Annotated in this window: 15 protein-coding genes; 8 read left to right on the forward strand and 7 right to left on the reverse strand. The window is 71.4% G+C overall.

From position 1 onward, the window contains the following. The first annotated feature begins 122 nt into the window (after positions 1–122). The 6 genes from WAB15_RS13325 (at position 123) to WAB15_RS13350 (ending at position 5,086) form a co-directional block, all read left to right on the forward strand. Complete coding sequence (locus WAB15_RS13325) at positions 123–869, forward strand: DUF4383 domain-containing protein (protein WP_407286351.1); 747 nt, start codon at positions 123–125, stop codon at positions 867–869. A gap of 153 nt (positions 870–1,022) precedes the next feature. Next, on the forward strand, positions 1,023–1,727 hold the full coding sequence (locus tag WAB15_RS13330) for a FadR/GntR family transcriptional regulator (RefSeq protein ID WP_407286352.1): 705 nt from the start codon (positions 1,023–1,025) through the stop codon (positions 1,725–1,727). A 160-nt stretch (positions 1,728–1,887) separates the two neighbouring features. After that, the gene (gene dgoD / locus WAB15_RS13335) at positions 1,888–3,033 is read left to right on the forward strand and encodes a galactonate dehydratase (protein WP_407286353.1); all 1,146 of its coding nucleotides are present in this window, start codon (positions 1,888–1,890) and stop codon (positions 3,031–3,033) included. 127 nt (positions 3,034–3,160) lie between these two features. Continuing rightward, positions 3,161–3,781 (forward strand): bifunctional 4-hydroxy-2-oxoglutarate aldolase/2-dehydro-3-deoxy-phosphogluconate aldolase, encoded by a 621-nt coding sequence (locus WAB15_RS13340; RefSeq protein WP_407286354.1) that lies wholly within the window; start codon positions 3,161–3,163, stop codon positions 3,779–3,781. An 86-nt stretch (positions 3,782–3,867) separates the two neighbouring features. Then, positions 3,868–4,845 (forward strand): sugar kinase, encoded by a 978-nt coding sequence (locus tag WAB15_RS13345; protein WP_407289220.1) that lies wholly within the window; start codon positions 3,868–3,870, stop codon positions 4,843–4,845. A gap of 25 nt (positions 4,846–4,870) precedes the next feature. Further along, a complete protein-coding gene (locus WAB15_RS13350) occupies positions 4,871–5,086 on the forward strand; it encodes a zinc ribbon domain-containing protein (protein ID WP_399150737.1) in 216 nt (71 codons plus the stop codon). Positions 5,087–5,183: 97 nt separating this feature from the next. Here the strand turns inward: WAB15_RS13350 and WAB15_RS13355 are convergent, their stop codons facing one another. The 3 genes from WAB15_RS13355 to WAB15_RS13365 form a co-directional block, all read right to left on the reverse strand. Beyond that, a complete protein-coding gene (locus tag WAB15_RS13355) occupies positions 5,184–5,843 on the reverse strand; it encodes an O-methyltransferase (protein ID WP_399150736.1) in 660 nt (219 codons plus the stop codon). Between the two features lie 183 nt (positions 5,844–6,026). Beyond that, a complete protein-coding gene (locus WAB15_RS13360) occupies positions 6,027–6,686 on the reverse strand; it encodes a LuxR C-terminal-related transcriptional regulator (protein WP_399150735.1) in 660 nt (219 codons plus the stop codon). Then, complete coding sequence (locus WAB15_RS13365; RefSeq protein WP_407286355.1) at positions 6,677–7,816, reverse strand: sensor histidine kinase; 1,140 nt, start codon at positions 7,814–7,816, stop codon at positions 6,677–6,679. Before WAB15_RS13365 ends, WAB15_RS13360 begins: the two co-directional genes overlap by 10 nt. A gap of 109 nt (positions 7,817–7,925) precedes the next feature. Between WAB15_RS13365 and WAB15_RS13370 the strand changes: the two genes are divergently transcribed. Next, positions 7,926–8,564 (forward strand): DedA family protein, encoded by a 639-nt coding sequence (locus WAB15_RS13370; RefSeq protein ID WP_407286356.1) that lies wholly within the window; start codon positions 7,926–7,928, stop codon positions 8,562–8,564. Here the strand turns inward: WAB15_RS13370 and WAB15_RS13375 are convergent. The 3 genes from WAB15_RS13375 to WAB15_RS13385 are packed head-to-tail and all read right to left on the reverse strand — an operon-like array spanning position 8,527 to position 13,073. Then, positions 8,527–9,348, reverse strand: a complete 822-nt coding sequence (locus tag WAB15_RS13375) for an HAD family hydrolase (protein WP_407286357.1) — start codon at positions 9,346–9,348, stop codon at positions 8,527–8,529. The two genes, WAB15_RS13370 and WAB15_RS13375, sit on opposite strands and share 38 nt — an antisense overlap. After that, complete coding sequence (locus WAB15_RS13380) at positions 9,348–11,885, reverse strand: phosphoribosyltransferase (protein WP_407286358.1); 2,538 nt, start codon at positions 11,883–11,885, stop codon at positions 9,348–9,350. The genes WAB15_RS13375 and WAB15_RS13380 overlap by 1 nt, the downstream gene beginning before the upstream one ends. Positions 11,886–11,900: 15 nt before the next feature. After that, positions 11,901–13,073, reverse strand: a complete 1,173-nt coding sequence (locus WAB15_RS13385; protein ID WP_399150730.1) for an HpcH/HpaI aldolase/citrate lyase family protein — start codon at positions 13,071–13,073, stop codon at positions 11,901–11,903. Positions 13,074–13,290: 217 nt separating this feature from the next. On the opposite strand from WAB15_RS13385, the gene WAB15_RS13390 reads away from it, so the two are divergent. Next, complete coding sequence (locus tag WAB15_RS13390; protein ID WP_407286359.1) at positions 13,291–14,394, forward strand: TerD family protein; 1,104 nt, start codon at positions 13,291–13,293, stop codon at positions 14,392–14,394. 50 nt (positions 14,395–14,444) lie between these two features. On the opposite strand, the gene WAB15_RS13395 is transcribed toward WAB15_RS13390, so the two are convergent. Next, complete coding sequence (locus WAB15_RS13395) at positions 14,445–15,191, reverse strand: Tellurium resistance (protein WP_399150728.1); 747 nt, start codon at positions 15,189–15,191, stop codon at positions 14,445–14,447. Positions 15,192–15,272: the final 81 nt, after the last annotated feature.

Genomic DNA, 15,272 nt, shown 5'->3' on the forward strand with positions numbered 1-15,272 from the left:
GCCCAGGAGTGGCCCCGGCCTGGAGGCGTTCGTCCAGGCGCGATGGCGTGAAGCGGCCCTTGGGCGGATCCTGGAGATTGAGTACGGCCCAGGGCGGCACATCTGCGCGAAGGAGGCCGGACATGGCTACTGGGGCTACTGGCCAGACCCTGCACGGGCCCATGGGGCACTTCCACCGGGCCAAGGGGCACCGTCGTGCCCGGCTCGACGAGCATCTGCCCGTGGATCACGGGCTCAGCAAGGTCTACCGCATCGGCGCCGGGCTGATGGGCCTGGTACTGGTCGCATTCGGCATCCTCGGGCTGACCCACCACATCGGCTTCTTCGACACCGGCGGCGACACCGTCTCGGGGCTGAACACCAACGGTTCCCTGAGCGTGCTGTCGATCGTCGTCGGTGCGATCCTCTTCGCCGGCATGGTGATCGGCGGGAACTTCGCCTCGACCCTCAACATCGTCCTCGGCGGCCTCTTCCTGCTGAGCGGGTTCGTGAACCTGGCGCTGCTGGACACCGGCGCGAACTTCCTCGCCTTCCGCATCCAGAACGTCCTGTTCAGCTTCGTGGTCGGGCTGATGCTGCTGGTCTTCGGGATGTACGGACGGGTCAGCGGCGGTCTCCCGGAGGACAACCCGTACTGGCGCGCCCGGCACCCGGAGGAAGCGGAACAGTTCGCCCGCGGGCAGGCGCACCCGGTAGCGGGCATGACAGCCGGCCGGCTGGTGGCACGCCGGAGGATGCAGGGCGCCCCGCATGCCGGGCGCGGCTCGTTCGGCCCCGGTACCAGCTCCAGCATCACCCGAAGGAGCCCCGGTGCCGGCTCCGGGAGCACGGGCACCGGCGCGGGCGACTCCGGCGGCAGGGGGACCTGAGCCGGGGCGCGGGACACGTCAGGGCGTACCGAGGTGGGATTGGGGTGCTCGGTACGCCCTGACGACCGGTGTCGGGGGACAGCGGCGGGTGGTTCGGGGCAGGGGGGAGGCGGGGTCACGCGACCAGGGGCAGGGGGAGCAGGGAGCAGCACCATGAGCCGGTCGGAGCGGGCCGCCTCCGCCGCGGGCCACGGAGCGCACGGCGCGACGGTCGAGGCGCTCGCCGGGCGGATCCTCAAGGGCACCTACGGCGAGGGGGAGACCCTGGTCATGCCGGAGCTGATGGCGGAGTTGGACGTCAGCCAGACCGTACTGCGTGAGGCGGTCAAGGTGCTGACCACCAAGGGGCTCCTCGGCACCCATCAGGAACGGGGCACCTTCGTCCGCCCCCGGGAGGAGTGGAATCTCCTGGACACGGACGTGCTGCGCTGGAAGCTGGCTGCCGGGGTGTCCTCGGACTTCTTCGCCGACGTGCTCGAACTGCGCCGCTCCATCGAGCCCGCCGCGGCCGCGCTCGCCGCCGAGCGCCGTACCGACGACGATCTGGCCGCGCTGGACGCCGCACTGAGCGCGATGGCCGCGACCGACGACGATCCGGTGCTGCTCGTACGCGCCGACGCCTCCTTCCACACGGCGATGCTGATCGCGTCGAACAATCGCTTCTACGCGCAGATGCACCGGGTGATCGTGCCCGTGCTCGTCGAGCGCGACCGGGCGGTGTTGGCCGCCGATCGCGCCTTCGAGCATCCGCATGCGGTGCACGCCGCGGTCGTCGAAGCCGTGCGGAACCGGGACGTCGACGGCGCGTACATGGCGATGCTCGAACTGCTGGACAAGTCGGCGCGGGAGCATCCGTAGGGCCGGCCGGGCGTGGCGTCGCCGCCGCGATCGCGCCGGAGTCCCTCGGGGCACCCTCCCCGTTACGGCGACGCCCCCTGCGGGCAGTAGATCGCGCACGGGCCCGCCGTGGACCCACGTCCCGCCGTACGCCGTGCACGCCGAAAGGACGGTCCGGTCCATGAAGATCAGCCGCATCGAGACGTTCCTCGCCCCGCCGCGCTGGATGTTCGTACGGGTGGAGACCGATGAGGGCGTCGTCGGCTGGGGCGAGCCGGTGGTCGAGGGGCGGGCGGAGCCGGTCCGCGCGGCCGTGGAGGTGCTGGCCGAGTACCTCCTGGGGCAGGATCCGGCGCGTATCGAGGACCACTGGCAGGTCATGACCAAGGGCGGCTTCTATCGGGGCGGGCCGGTGCTGTCGTCCGCCGTCGCCGGTCTGGACCAGGCACTGTGGGACATCAAGGGCAAGCGCCACGGCGTGCCCGTCCACCAGCTGCTGGGCGGGCCGGTCCGGGAGCGGATCCGCGCCTACGCATGGGTCGGCGGCGACGAACCGCAGGCCGTCCGGGAGGCGATCACCGCGCAGATCGAGGCGGGCTTCACGGCCGTCAAGATGAACGGCTGCGGCCGGATGAGCCCAGTGGCGACCCGCTCCGAGGTGCGCGCATGCCTGCTGCGCGCCGAGACCGCACGCGAAGTCCTCGGTGAGGAACGGGACTTCGGCCTCGACTTCCATGGCCGGGTCTCCCCCGCCAACGCCCGCAGGCTCCTCCCCCTGCTGGCCGATACCGCACCGATGTTCGTCGAGGAGCCGGTGCTCGGTGACTACATGCAGGCCCTCCCTGATCTCGTCAATGCCTCCAACATCCCCCTCGCACTGGGTGAACGTCTTTACACCAGGCGAGAGTTCCTGGCTCCGCTGCAGTCCGGCGTCGCGATTCTCCAGCCCGATGTCTCGCATGCGGGCGGGATCTCCGAGCTGCGCCGGATCGGTGCGCTGGCGGAGGCCTACGGGGCGCAGCTCGCCCCGCACTGCCCGCTCGGCCCGGTGGCACTGGCCGCCTGCCTCCAAGTCGCCTTCACCACACCGAACTTCCTCATCCAGGAGCAGTCCATCGGGATCCACTACAACCGGGGCGCCGAGCTGCTGGACTACGTCGCGGATCCGGAGCCGTTCCGCTTCCACGGCGGGTCGCTGCTGCGGACCGAACGCCCCGGGCTCGGCGTGGAGGTCGACGAGGCCGCCGTACGGGCGGCGGACGAGCGGGGGCACGCCTGGCGGAACCCGGTGTGGCGCGACGAGGACGGGGCTTTTGCGGAATGGTGACAAGGTGCCGACCGAAGCGGTCCGCCCAGGCGACCGGGCCGGAATAATCAAAGGCACCACCCGCGCGCCCGAACGACCCGCCCGCGCGTCACACGCGCAGCGGGGAGCGGAGAAAGCAGGAAACGCCATGGACTTCAGCGAAGCGCTCCGGACCGACCGGCTGGTCGCCATCATCCGGGGCAGGGATGCGGAGGCGTCCTTCCGTACGGTCATGGCACTTGCGGAGGCAGATCTTCCGTTGATCGAGGTCTCCCTCAGCGGCAAGGACGCGCTGAGCGTGATCCGGCGGGCCCGTAGCGAACTCGGCGATGCCGCCTGGCTCGGCGCGGGCGCCGTCCTGACCGGCGACGACGCCCGGCGCGCCGCCGAGGCCGGCGCGAATCTCATCGTCACACCCGGTCTGGGCGCGGGGCTGGAGGAGTCCGTACGGCAGGGACTGCCGACGCTCGCCGGGGTGATGACGCCGTCCGAGGTGATCGCCGCAGAGGCACTGGGCGTCTCGGCGCTGCAGCTGTTTCCGGCGTCGGCCGGTGGACCGGCGTATCTGCGGGCGCTGCGCGCTCCGTTTCCGGAGCTGCCGTTCGTGCCGGTCGGCGGGGTGGACGCGACCGTCGCCCCGGCGTACTTCGATGCGGGAGCGGTGGCCGTGGGCGTCGGCTCGCCGCTCATCGGCGATGCGGCGGACGGCGGCGACCTGGACGAGCTGCGCAAGCGCGCGGCGGAGTTCAAGGCGGTGTGCGCACGGTGACGGGACAGCCTCCGGCTGCCTCCGGGGACGGGGAGGAGCAGCGCGGCGGCGAGGCTCCAGGGGGCGCCCTCGCCTCCTCCGGGCTCCTGGGGGACCGCGGGCGCCCGGACGTCTTCACCATCGGCGAGACCATGGTGGCCCTGCGCGGCAGCGGCCCGCTGAGGCTCGGCGGCACGATGCAGGTCTCCATCGCCGGGGCGGAGAGCAACGTCGCCATCGGACTGGCCAGGCTCGGGCATGCCGTCCGCTGGGCGGGCACGGTCGGTGACGACGAGGCGGGTGCCCTGGTGCTCCGTACACTGCGGGCCGAGGGCGTCGAGGTCTCCGGCGCCGCCACCGATCCCGGCGCCCCGACCGGGCTGCTGCTCTTCGAACCGCGGCTGCCGGAGGTCACCCGGGTGCACTACTACCGCGCCGGATCGGCCGGCTCCCGGCCGGCCGCGGATGCCGTCGACCGCGCCTTCCGCACCGCTCCGCCGCGCGTCCTGCATCTGACGGGCATCACCCCGGCGCTGAGCCCCACGGCCCGCTCTGCGGCGTACCAGGCCCTCCACCTGGCACGCCGGCATCGCTCGGCGATCTGTCTCGACGTCAACTTCCGTGCCCGCCTGTGGACCGCCGAGGAGGCCGCCGCGGTCCTGCGCGAGTGGATCCCCTTCGTGGACGTCCTGATCGCCTCCGACGACGAGCTGCCGCTCTGCCTGCCCGAAGGCGCGGGCGCCGCGGCGCCGGACCACGCGGACCAGGCCCGGCTGCTGCTGAAGCAGGGTGTCGGTGAGGTCGTGGTCAAACTCGGCGCGGAGGGTGCGACGGCCTTCACCCCCGACGGACGTGTGCACCAGCCCGCCAGGGCGGTACGCGCCGTGGACGCCGTGGGTGCCGGCGACGCCTTCGTGGCGGGGTACCTCTCGGCGTTGCTGGACGGCGAGGGGCCGGCCGGACGCCTGGCACGTGGCGTCACGACCGGAGCGTTCGCGGTCTCCTCGCCCGGCGACTGGGAGGGCGCACCGACCCGTGCGGAACTCGGCATGCTGGGCGCGCCACCCGGCACCGTCGTGCGCTGATCAGCGTCACGGTTAATCTGTGGCCATGCCTCGTTACGAATACCGGTGCCGCCCCTGTGGCTCCATCTTCGAGTTGAACCGGCCGATGGCCGAGTCCTCCGCCCCGGCCGTCTGCCCTGAAGGCCACGAGGACACCGTGAAGCTGCTCTCCACGGTCGCCGTGGGCGGCTCCGCGGCCGCCCCCGCGCCGAGCGGTGGGGGCGGAGGCGGCGGCTGCTGTGGAGGCGGCTGCTGCGGCTAGGGGGCTCTCCGCCCACCGTGGGCCGGCGGGGAGACGCGCCCTGGGCGGCGGCCGCGTGCTTTCGGGAGGCGGCGGCCGCGTCCGTTGGTCGCGGGCACTACCGCTTGCGTGCCAGCGTCAGACCGTCCGCCACGGTGAGCAGCACCGACTCCATGCGCCGGTCCGCCGACACATGGTCGTTGAACGCCCTGATCGCCAGGGCCGACCCGGTCGCCGCCGGGTCGGCGACCTCACCGTGGTACAGCACGTTGTCCGCGACGATCAGCCCGCCGGGCCGCAGCCGCGGCACCAGCTCTTCCCAGTAAGCGATATAGCCCCCCTTGTCCGCGTCGAGATAGGCAAGATCGATGTGCGGCTCGCTCGGCATGGCCCGCAGCGTCTCCAGCGCGGGCGCGATCCGCAGCTCGATGCGGTCCGCGACACCGGCCCTGGACCACGCCTCCCGCCCGTACGCCGTCCACTCCTCGGACACATCGCAGGCGATCAGCGTGCCGTCTACGGGCAGAGCCTGGGCCATGGACAGCGTCGAGTAGCCGGTGAACGTCCCCACCTCGACGACATGCCGCGCCCCGATCAGCCGCACCAGGAACGCGAGCAGCGGCCCTTGCTCCTCCGCCGACTGCATCCCCGCCGCCTTGGGGAACTGCTGCCGGGTGAGCTCCACGATGCCCCGCTGCGCTGCGTTCAACTGAGGATTGTGGGCGAGAACGTAGTCGTACAGCTCCGGCGTGATCGGTGTGCTCTTGGACTCAGCCACTTGCTCTCCTCTTGATCAAGGATCGCGGTCTCGGCCGATCACCGGACGGTGCAGCCGCCCGCCTCGGCGAGACTAGCCGAGCGACTTCGCCGCCAACGGCTTTTCCACACCTCCCTTCACGAGTCACGAGCCTTCGCTCGTCCCGTCCCTTCCTGTCACGGCCCGCCTGTCACGGCCCGCCTGTCACGTTCCCAAGAACCGCAGCACCGCCAGGACCCGGCGTGAGTACCCGGACGTACCGATCAGACCGAGCTTGTCGAAGATCGCGTTGGCGTGTTTCTCCACGGCGCTCTGCGAGATGTGCAGCCGGACGGCGATCGCCGCGTTGGTGTGGCCCTGCGCCATCTCCGCGAGCACCTCCCGCTCGCGTGCGGTGAGGGTGCCCAGCGGATCCGAGCGGCGGGTACGCGTCAGCAACTGCCGTACGACTTCGGGGTCGAAGGCCGCCTGGCCGGCGCCCACCCTCTCCAGCGCATCCAGGAACTCGTCCACCTGAACCACCCGGTCCTTGAGGAGATAGCCGACTCCCTCACCGTCGTCGGTCAGCAGCTCCGTCGCATAGCGGCGCTCGACGTACTGCGAGAGCACCAGCACGCCGACACCGGGCCAGCGCTCCCGGATCTGCACCGCCGCCCTCAGCCCCTCGTCGGTGTGGGTCGGGGGCATCCGGACGTCCACGACCACCGCGTCGGGCTTCGTCCCCGCCTCCGCCGCACGCTCCAGCACGGCGATCAGCTGATCGGCGTCACCGACCGCCGCGGCCACCTCGTGCCCTTCCTCGGCGAGGAGGCGCACCAGGCCCTCCCGCAGCAGGGTCGAATCGTCGGCGAGCACTACGCGCACGGCAGCTCCGCGGTGATGGTGGTCGGTCCGCCGGCCGGGCTGTCGACCCGGAACCGGCCGTCGAGGGCGGCGACCCTGCGGGCCATCCCGAACAGGCCGCTGCCGGAGGCATCCGCGCCGCCCAGTCCGTCGTCCTCGATGCATACGAGCACGGCGTCCTCGCCACGGGCGACGCGGACCGTTATCAACCCGGCGCCCGAGTGCTTGACGGCGTTGGTGACGGCTTCGCAGACCACGAAGTAGGCGACCGTCGCCACCGTGGCCTCGGGGTCGGCGGAGAGTTCATAGTCGAGCCGCACGGGGATGGCCGAGCGCTCGGCGACGGTCTCCAGGGCCGCCCGCAGACCTGCCTCGTCCAGCACCGTCGGATAGACCCGCCATGCCACTTCACGCAGCTCGGCCAGGGCCTGTCCGCTCTCTTCGTGGGCCTGGCGCAGGAGTTGCCCGGCACGCTGCTGGTCCTGGCTGCGCAGCGCGCGGCCGAGCAGCATCCCCAGCGCCACCAGCCGCTGCTGGACGCCGTCGTGCAGATCCCGCTCGATGCGGCGGCGCTCGTCGTTGACGGCGGCGACGACACCGGCGCGGCTTGCCGCCAACTGCTCGATGCGGCGCTCCAGTTCCTCCTGGTGACTCGGACCGAGGTAGCGCCGCGCCAGCTTGGCCTCCAGGCCGGCGACCCCGAACGCGCCCTGCATGCCCAGGAAGAGAAGGAAGAGGCCGCCGATGCCGGAGATGACGACGGTGTCGAAGTGCCGGACCTCTCTGAACAGCAGGATGAAGACCCATGCGGTGCCGTACGCCGCTCCGATCAGGGCGGCGCTCAGCACAAAGATGCCCAGCAGGCCCAACGACCAGCGCAGCGAGAGATATTGCAGGGCGCGGCGATCGGCGTAGGCGTCGGAGGTCTCGGTCGTGATGTAGTCGCGCAGACGACGTCGGTTGGCCTCGGTCAGGGCCCGTCCGCCGACCGCCACGGGTTTGAGGACCACGCGGCGGCCGCGCGGCCAGGCGAGCACGAGCAGCAGGGACAGCCCCGACAGCACGACGAAGGGGAGCTCGGCGGCGGACATCACCGCGCCGAGCACCAGCCCTGTCGTCAGGCGCAGTCCGCGCCGTGCGATTCCCAACATGATCGAAACGCTAGCCGCACCGCGCGCCCTCGCACACTGCGGAAAACCGCAGTCTTTTGTGCGGTCTTCCGCAATGTGCGGGCGGATCGAAATTCATAGCTTTGAAAACATGATCGAGAGCATCGGAAACACCGCACCAGGCTGGATCACCGACCTCATGGACGCGCTCGGCGCGCCCGGCGCGGGTCTGGCGATCGCCGCCGAAAATCTCTTCCCGCCGCTGCCGAGCGAGGTGATCCTGCCGCTGACGGGCTTCGCGGCCGGCCGCGGCGGTATGCATCTGGCGTCCGCGCTCGCATGGACCACCCTCGGCTCCGTGACCGGCGCCCTGGCGCTGTACGGCGTGGGGGCGTTGCTCGGGCGCGAGCGTACGGTCGCGATCGCCTCGAAGCTGCCGCTGGTCAAGGTCTCCGACATCGAAAAGACGGAGCGCTGGTTCCGGCGGCACGGGACGAAGGCGGTGTTCTTCGGCCGGATGCTCCCTCTCTTCCGCAGCCTCATCTCGATCCCCGCCGGCATCGAGCGCATGCCGATACCGGTCTTCCTCGCCCTGACCACCCTCGGCAGCCTGTGCTGGAACACGATCTTCGTCCTCGCCGGCTATCTGCTCGGCGAACGATGGGAAGAGGTGACGGGATTTGTCGACGTCTATTCCAAGGCGGTCCTCGCGGCGGCCGCGCTGGCGGTGGCGGCCTTCGCTTCGGTACGCCTCAGCCGGCGCGGCCCGGGGATACGACGCCGCGGATGAAGGCCCGCGTGATCTCCTCACCGGCGGCGACACCGCGTTCACCGAGCGCCGTGACATGCGGGGCCTGCCAGCCGGAGTCCGCCAACTCGCCGTGCCCCGGGCGCCATCCCCGGTCGGCGGCCAGCAGCAGATCGGCGTCGAGCAGGGAGTCGCCGGCCGCGAGGATCTCGGACGCACCGGTGCGGCGCGCCACTTCCGCCACGGCCGCGCTCTTGGTCAGCGGCCGCGGTACGGCATAGATCTTGCGGCCCTGCAGGGAGACGGTCCAGCCACGCTGCTCCGCCCAGTCGGCGAGGTCCTTCACCCAGGTCTCGGGCAGCAGCGACCGCTCCACGACGAGATAGGCGAAGAGGTCCTCGGCGACCCGCTCCTTGAGCAGCCATGCCGGGTCGGCGGTGCGGACGAGGTGCGCACGGATCTCGTCCAGCGGCGCGCACTGCGAGGCGAGCCGCTCGGCGACCGTGCGCTGCCAGTCCGGGTCCGACTCGCCCCTCACCAGCAGATGGCCGCCGTTGGCGCAGATCGCGAACTCCGGTGCGGGGCCGGGGAGGTGGATGCGGCCGTACTGCTCACGGGTGCGGGTGGTGGTCGGCACGAAGGTGGTACTGCCGGCCAGTTCGGCGAGCAGCCGGGCGGCCGTCTCCGTCATATAGGACAGCGGCTTGTGCTGGTAGGTCTCGACGCACAGCAGCCGTGGGGCCTCGGCGTCGGGCATGGCGAGGTCCAGGGCGGCCGCCGAATAGATCAGGGTGCGGTCGAGGTCGCTGGCGACGATCGTGCTCATCAGCCGGCCACCGCCTTGCCGTCGGCGCCCGTCGCCCCGCGAGTGAAGCGGGGGTGGATCAATCCGACACAGGTGTAGGGGAGTTCGTCGACCTCTTCGACGGGCACACCCCTTTGTTCAGCCAGGAGGCGCACATGATCGAGATCGGCTCCGGCGCCCTGCCGGGCCAGAATCTTCCAGGGGACCCTGCGCAGCAGCACCCGCGTGGTCTCGCCGACGCCGGGCTTCACGAGATTGACGTCGTGGATGCCGTACTCCTCACTGATCCGCTCGACGGCCGCCCAGCCCGCCCAGGTGGGGGCGCGGTCGGCGGCGGCCAACTCCTTCACCTTGGCGGCGACCTCACCGGCGACCTCGTCGAAACGCGCACCGACCGCGTCCAGGAACGCGCGCGACACGTCGGACGTGGCCAGCTCACGGTAGAACTTCGCACCGTGGAAGTCGTCCGGTCCCACGAGGTCGTCGCGCAGGACCGTGCGCGATATCAGGCCGGAGACGGTGGAGTTGAGGCAGGCGGACGGGATGAGGAAGTCGTCGCGGGTGCCGTAGGTCTCGACGCAGCCGCCGGGGTCGGCGAGCACGGCGATCCGCGGGTCGAAGCCCGGGAAGTCCTCCAGGGCCTGGGCGAGTTCGCGGGTGATGGCACCCTTGCCGGTCCAGCCGTCCACGAACACGACGTCCGCCGGATCGTGATGGGCGGCCAGCCAGCGCAGCGCGGTGGTGTCGATGCCCCGGCCGCGGACGATCGAGACCGCGTAGTGCGGCAGGTCCAGGCCGTGTGCGTGCTGCGCCCAGCGCCGCATCAGCACTCCCACAGGCGTACCGGCCCGCGCCAGCGACACGAGCACGGGGCGCCGGCTGCGCTCGGCGAGCACGGTCTCGGTGACGGTCCCGACGGCACAGGCGATCCGGTGCGCGGAGGCCTTCAGAGCGCTGTGAAACAGCGCCTGGTACTGCTCGCTCGGCTGATATTCGACCGGCAGCGACTCGGCGTAGTGGGCGCCGCCGCGCTGGATCGCCTCCTCGCGCTCCTCTGTGGGCGCTTCCAGGGTGATGTCGGACAGGTCCTGCAGCAGCCAGCCGACCTCGTCGGCGTCGTAGGAGGAGAAGGCGGGGCCGCGCAGCGGCTCGGGGAGGGACATGGACCGGGCCTGGGGTTGTGGGGCGTACGAGGGGACGACGGCGAGCAGCAGCCGGTCGGCGTGCTCGGCGAGACGGTCCAGCAGACCGCCGGCGGCGTGCAGTTCGGGGAGGTCGCCGTGCGAGTCCACGACGGCGACGATGGCGTCGAAACGGCGTGCCGGGTCGGTACCGGCGGCGACGTTGTAGGCGTACCGCTCCCCCGGCCCGTCGGCGGGCCGGTCGTGGGCGGGGAAGGACAGCCGGGTCCGTATCGCGTAGCCGGGGTCGTCCACGGCGAGCACGGGCGAACGGGTGGTGGTCGAGAAGTAGACGCCCGGGTCCGCGGTCGGCTCGGACGGCTCGCCGGTCCGAGGCGCACCGGCGCCCGGCCCTCCCTCGGCGACCAGGGTGTCCAGTGCGCCGGCTATCCGCAGCGGCGCGTACATCAGCTCTTCGTTGCCCAGGACGAGGATGCGGCGGGCGCCGTCCAGGCGCCCCGCGATCCGGGCCGCCATGCCCGGCAGCCCGGCCTCCAGCCGCTCGCGGTGCGCGGGTGTGAAGCCGTGCCGCCCGCCGTCGGGCAGCCCGGCGGGCCAGTCGAGATCGATCCGTTCGACGTCCGCGCGGTGACTGCCGGCGGGCTCCGCCGCGCTCCCGGGTCCGGCCGCCGGCTCGCGTGCCGCGAGGGCCTCATGTTCGGCGACGAGCTCCTGGCCGCGGACCAGGACGTCATCGGGCAGGCGTACGCCACCCGCGGCCAGCGCCACGAGGTCGACGCGGGCGCCCAGTTCCGCCGCGAACTTCTCCAGCCGGCTGCGGTCCGCGTCGGAGCGCATATCGACCAGGGCGACGACGACGTACCGCTCACGCGGGAAGTGGGCGTGCAGCGCCTTGATGGTGTTCAGGACGGTCCTGCCGGTGGAGAACTCGTCGTCGACGAGAACCAACGGCCCGTCGCCGGCGAGGAGTTCGCGGTCCTCCGGAAGCAGCAGGTGCGAGGTGGCGTGGCTGTGCTCCTCTTCGAAGCCGCCCGCCTGCGCCACGCCTTCCACCGGTCGGCGGGTGGAGTGCAGATACGGCGCGAGCGCCAGGCCGTCCGCCGCGGAGTGGCCCAGGCCGGTGGCGGTCTCGGCGTAGCCCAGGACGACGGAGCGGGCGGCGGCCTCGTCGCCGAGCAGCTCGCGCACCCGGCGCCCCAGCGCGAAGCCGGCGCCGTGGACCACGTCCGGTCGCTGCGGCACATGCTTGCCCAGGACGTTCGACACGAGCAGATGGGCCCGCTTGGGGTTGCGGCGCAGCGCCAGCCCCAGCAGTTCCGGCAGCTCGTCCCCGCCGCTCAGCGAGACCCCGAGCCGACCGGCGACCCATTCTCCCGTCCACACCACGCGTTCCGTCTCCTCCGTCGTACCGTTCATGTCGTTCGCCGTATCTCAGGTCTGCGGCAGGCTTGCCGTCAGCAGCTCCACGAAGCCGATGCCCTCCCGGGCGACTCCGAAAGCCTCGGCGCGCAGCAGGGTCCGTTCGGCCCAGGCGCGGTGCGGCTTCACCTCGTTCATCTTGTTCGTGTAGGCAGAGCGCAGGACCCCGCCGTCGCACCGCTCGGGCCGCAGGATGTCCGCGGCATCGCTGAACTCCTCATGGCTGACGACCGAGAGGGCGTGCACCGGCGCGACATGCGAGGGGTGGATGCAGGTCTTGCCCTGCAGTCCGTTGGCGCGGTCCAGTTCGATCTCGCGCAGCAGGCCGTCCATGTCGTGCTCGATCAGGGCCGTACGCAATTCCTCGGCGCGTCCGAGGAACGGGCTGCGCCGCAACTGTGGCTTGAACATCCGCTCGTGCAGCCGGAAGTACTCCCACACCGGGCCGGTGACCGTGAAGCCCGTGCCGTCCGCCCGGCCCAGTACGTTCACCACGTCGGAGATCACGGAGGCGACGATCTGGACGTCGTAGGCGGTCATGTCGGGGGGTCTGCGCAGACCGTAGGCGGAGCAGAAGTCCGTGACGCCCAGCCGCAGGGCAAGGACCCGGTCCCGGTACTTGTCCACGGTCCCGGCGATGCCCTGAAGGGTCTCCGCGCGGCTCTCCAGATGCAGCAGCTGCGGGGATTCGAGCACCGGCATCGCGAACAGTCGCCGGCCGCAGGCCGACTCGGTCGCGGTCAGCGCCTCAAGGAAGGGGACTCCACGCTCTTCGGTGAACTTCGGAAGTACAAATCCAGACAGCCTGCGTACCGTCGGCCCCAGACGGCGCACCAGATCCGGTATCTGGCCGGGGGTGCGGACGCGGATGAACAGCAGCGGAAGGTCCCCTCCCGCGTCGGCGGCCTCGTCGAGCAGGCCGAACTGCCGCACGAGGTTCACCTCGCCGGCCTCGACGTCCCCGTCCCCTATGGAATCCTCGAGACACAGCACCATGGACATCACGCCGCGCCCGGCCTGCTTGAGGACATCGGCCGCGAGCCGCGGGCGGGTGGCGGGGCTGTAGAGCGTGGCACCGAGGGCGACCGCGAGCGTGCGGGCCGAGGAGTCGGCGGTGAACTCCACCGGCTCCTGGTGGAACAGCGTCTTCCGAATATCGGGCGGAAGGTACCCAAAGTGCCGCATATATCTCCCCGTATAGATGCGGGACCGGGCACCCCCGCTGCGTCTCGCTGTCTGGATCCAGCCGGTAATCGTACGTGCGTGGGGGTGTGGTTAGTTCCCGCGTGCGTGAAAATCACGTAACCCGCATGAGGCCTTCAGATGTCCGCGCTCGATCTCCATGCACCGCTCCGCGGCCCCCGCGTTGTCCCTGCGACCTCCGGGAAGGCAGGATTGCGGCATGACGCACGCGATGCTGAAAGGGTCGAACGTACCCCTCGATGCCACGGCCGTTCGGGCCGTCCTGCGCTGGACGCCCGGCGCCGGAGTCCCCGATGTCGATGCCTCGGCCCTGTTGGTGGGGCCCGAGGGAAGCGTGCGCTCCGATGAGGACTTCGTCTTCTACAACCAGCCGCAGCACCCGAGCGGCCTGGTCCGGCATCTGCCCAAGGCCCGGATCGCCGACAGCCTGACGGAGACCATCGAGGCGGAGCTGGCCACACTGGATCCGTCAGTCGACCGGGTCGTGCTGGCCGCATCGTCGGACGGCGGCGCCTTCGCGGGCGTAGCGGATCTGCGGGTCCTGCTGTACGACGCGGCGGAGAGCGACGGTGAGCCGCTTGCGGTCTTCGACGTGGTGCCCGAGACCGGCGACGAGACGGCCCTGATCTGCGGGGAGTTGTACCGCCGCGGCGAGGGCTGGAAGTTCCGCGCCCTGGGGCAGGGGTACGAGACCGGCCTGGTCGGCCTGGCGACCGAGTTCGGGATCTCGGTGGAGGAGAAGGACACCGCCGCCGAGAGCGAGGCTGCGCCGGCCCCGGAGACACCGTCGACGCCGCCCTCGACGCCGCCCGGCTCGGAACCCACGGAGGCCCTCCCCGCACCCCAGCGGAGCGAGCCCGCCACCCCGGTGACCCCGCCGCCGAGCACTTGGCCGGAAGAGGCCTCCGGACCGCCGTCCGCGGCCGGCTCACAGAACTCCGCCCCGTCGAATGCCGACGCCGTCACCCAGCATGTGCCGGACGCGATGCCGGAGCCGTTCTCGGCCGCACCGCTGCCGCCTGCCGCCGCGGCCGCCCAGGCGCCCGCGCCCACGAGCGGCGGCTACGGCTACCCGCACAACGTCCCGCCGCCGCCCGCCCAGCCCCCGACCCAGCCCGCCTACGGCTACCCGGGGCCGCCGCCCCAGTACCAGCCCCAGCAGCCGCCGCCCGCCGCGTACGGCTATCCGCAGCAGCAGCCGCACCCGGCGGCGACGTACGGCTATCCGATGCAGCAGCAGCCGTTCGTGCCGGACCCGTCGTTCGTCCTGCCGCCCCAGGGCCCGCAGTTCCAGCGCCGTTAGGGGACGGCCGCGGGGGCACCTCCTGACGGCGGTGCCCCCGCGCCGGCGGGTCACACCTTCGACTTGTACCCCCGCCCCCACTGCAGCCCCCAGCCGTACAGCCGGTCGAGCTCCGCCTGGAAGCCGTAGACGTACTTCACCTCGCGGCGCACCGTCAGCTCGCCCTTGTTGTTCTCCAGCATGAAGATCGCGCAGGAGCGGGCCTGTGGCGCCCGTTCGTCGAGCTTGATCTCCATCCGCGGGCCGTTGCTGGGGTAGAGCGTCACGATCGCGTGCGTACGGTCGAAGGCGGGCGTGCCGTCGTAGATGTAGACGAAGATCAGCATCCGCTTGATCTCGTCGCGCTGGTCCATGTTGATGTACAGCGTCTCGCCGGACGGGGAGCCGAAGCGGTCGTCGCCGCTGAGCTTCACGAACGGCGCGGCGTTGAGATCGCCGAGGAAGTTGCCCAGCGGCTGCACCACGCCCTTGGTGCCGTCCTTGAGCTCGTACAGGCAGGCCAGGTCCAGGTCGATCTTGACCACGGCCGGTCCCTGCGCCTGGACGATCTCGGGCTTGAACAGCTTGCCCGGGTGACGCAGCAGACTGCCCTTGCTCTGCCCGCCCCGCTCATGGAGGTCCGAGGTCCGCATCTGCCAGTGCAGATTGACCCGCAGATGCCCCGTGGCCGCCCCCTGCTTGGTCAGGGAGATGACCGGATTGCGTTTCGTCAGCTCGACGACGTAGGACGCCCCACCGCTGTCGAAGTCCATCTTCTGCGCGCCACCGCGCCACAGGTTCCCCAGGAACGACACCATGCCCACCCCATTGCTCGGCCCCAATTACCGCGGGGCGGCCCGAGGTCCGTACCCCAGGCCGCCCCGCAGAGAGCGTTCCTC

Source organism: Streptomyces sirii (genome assembly GCF_045690365.1).
GTDB lineage: Bacteria > Actinomycetota > Actinomycetes > Streptomycetales > Streptomycetaceae > Streptomyces > Streptomyces sirii.

Excerpts from the sequence above, each read along its gene's own strand:
- WAB15_RS13395 (WP_399150728.1), bottom strand. The coding sequence starts at position 15,191 with ATGGTGTCGTTCCTGGGGAACCTGTGGCGCGGTGGCGCGCAGAAGATG.
- WAB15_RS13380 (WP_407286358.1), bottom strand. The coding sequence starts at position 11,885 with ATGAACGGTACGACGGAGGAGACGGAACGCGTGGTGTGGACGGGAGAA.
- WAB15_RS13375 (WP_407286357.1), bottom strand. The coding sequence starts at position 9,348 with ATGAGCACGATCGTCGCCAGCGACCTCGACCGCACCCTGATCTATTCG.
- WAB15_RS13330 (WP_407286352.1), top strand. The coding sequence starts at position 1,023 with ATGAGCCGGTCGGAGCGGGCCGCCTCCGCCGCGGGCCACGGAGCGCAC.
- WAB15_RS13365 (WP_407286355.1), bottom strand. The coding sequence starts at position 7,816 with ATGTTGGGAATCGCACGGCGCGGACTGCGCCTGACGACAGGGCTGGTG.
- dgoD (WP_407286353.1), top strand. The coding sequence starts at position 1,888 with ATGAAGATCAGCCGCATCGAGACGTTCCTCGCCCCGCCGCGCTGGATG.
- WAB15_RS13350 (WP_399150737.1), top strand. The coding sequence starts at position 4,871 with ATGCCTCGTTACGAATACCGGTGCCGCCCCTGTGGCTCCATCTTCGAG.
- WAB15_RS13340 (WP_407286354.1), top strand. The coding sequence starts at position 3,161 with ATGGACTTCAGCGAAGCGCTCCGGACCGACCGGCTGGTCGCCATCATC.
- WAB15_RS13385 (WP_399150730.1), bottom strand. The coding sequence starts at position 13,073 with ATGCGGCACTTTGGGTACCTTCCGCCCGATATTCGGAAGACGCTGTTC.
- WAB15_RS13325 (WP_407286351.1), top strand. The coding sequence starts at position 123 with ATGGCTACTGGGGCTACTGGCCAGACCCTGCACGGGCCCATGGGGCAC.
- WAB15_RS13370 (WP_407286356.1), top strand. The coding sequence starts at position 7,926 with ATGATCGAGAGCATCGGAAACACCGCACCAGGCTGGATCACCGACCTC.
- WAB15_RS13390 (WP_407286359.1), top strand. The coding sequence starts at position 13,291 with ATGACGCACGCGATGCTGAAAGGGTCGAACGTACCCCTCGATGCCACG.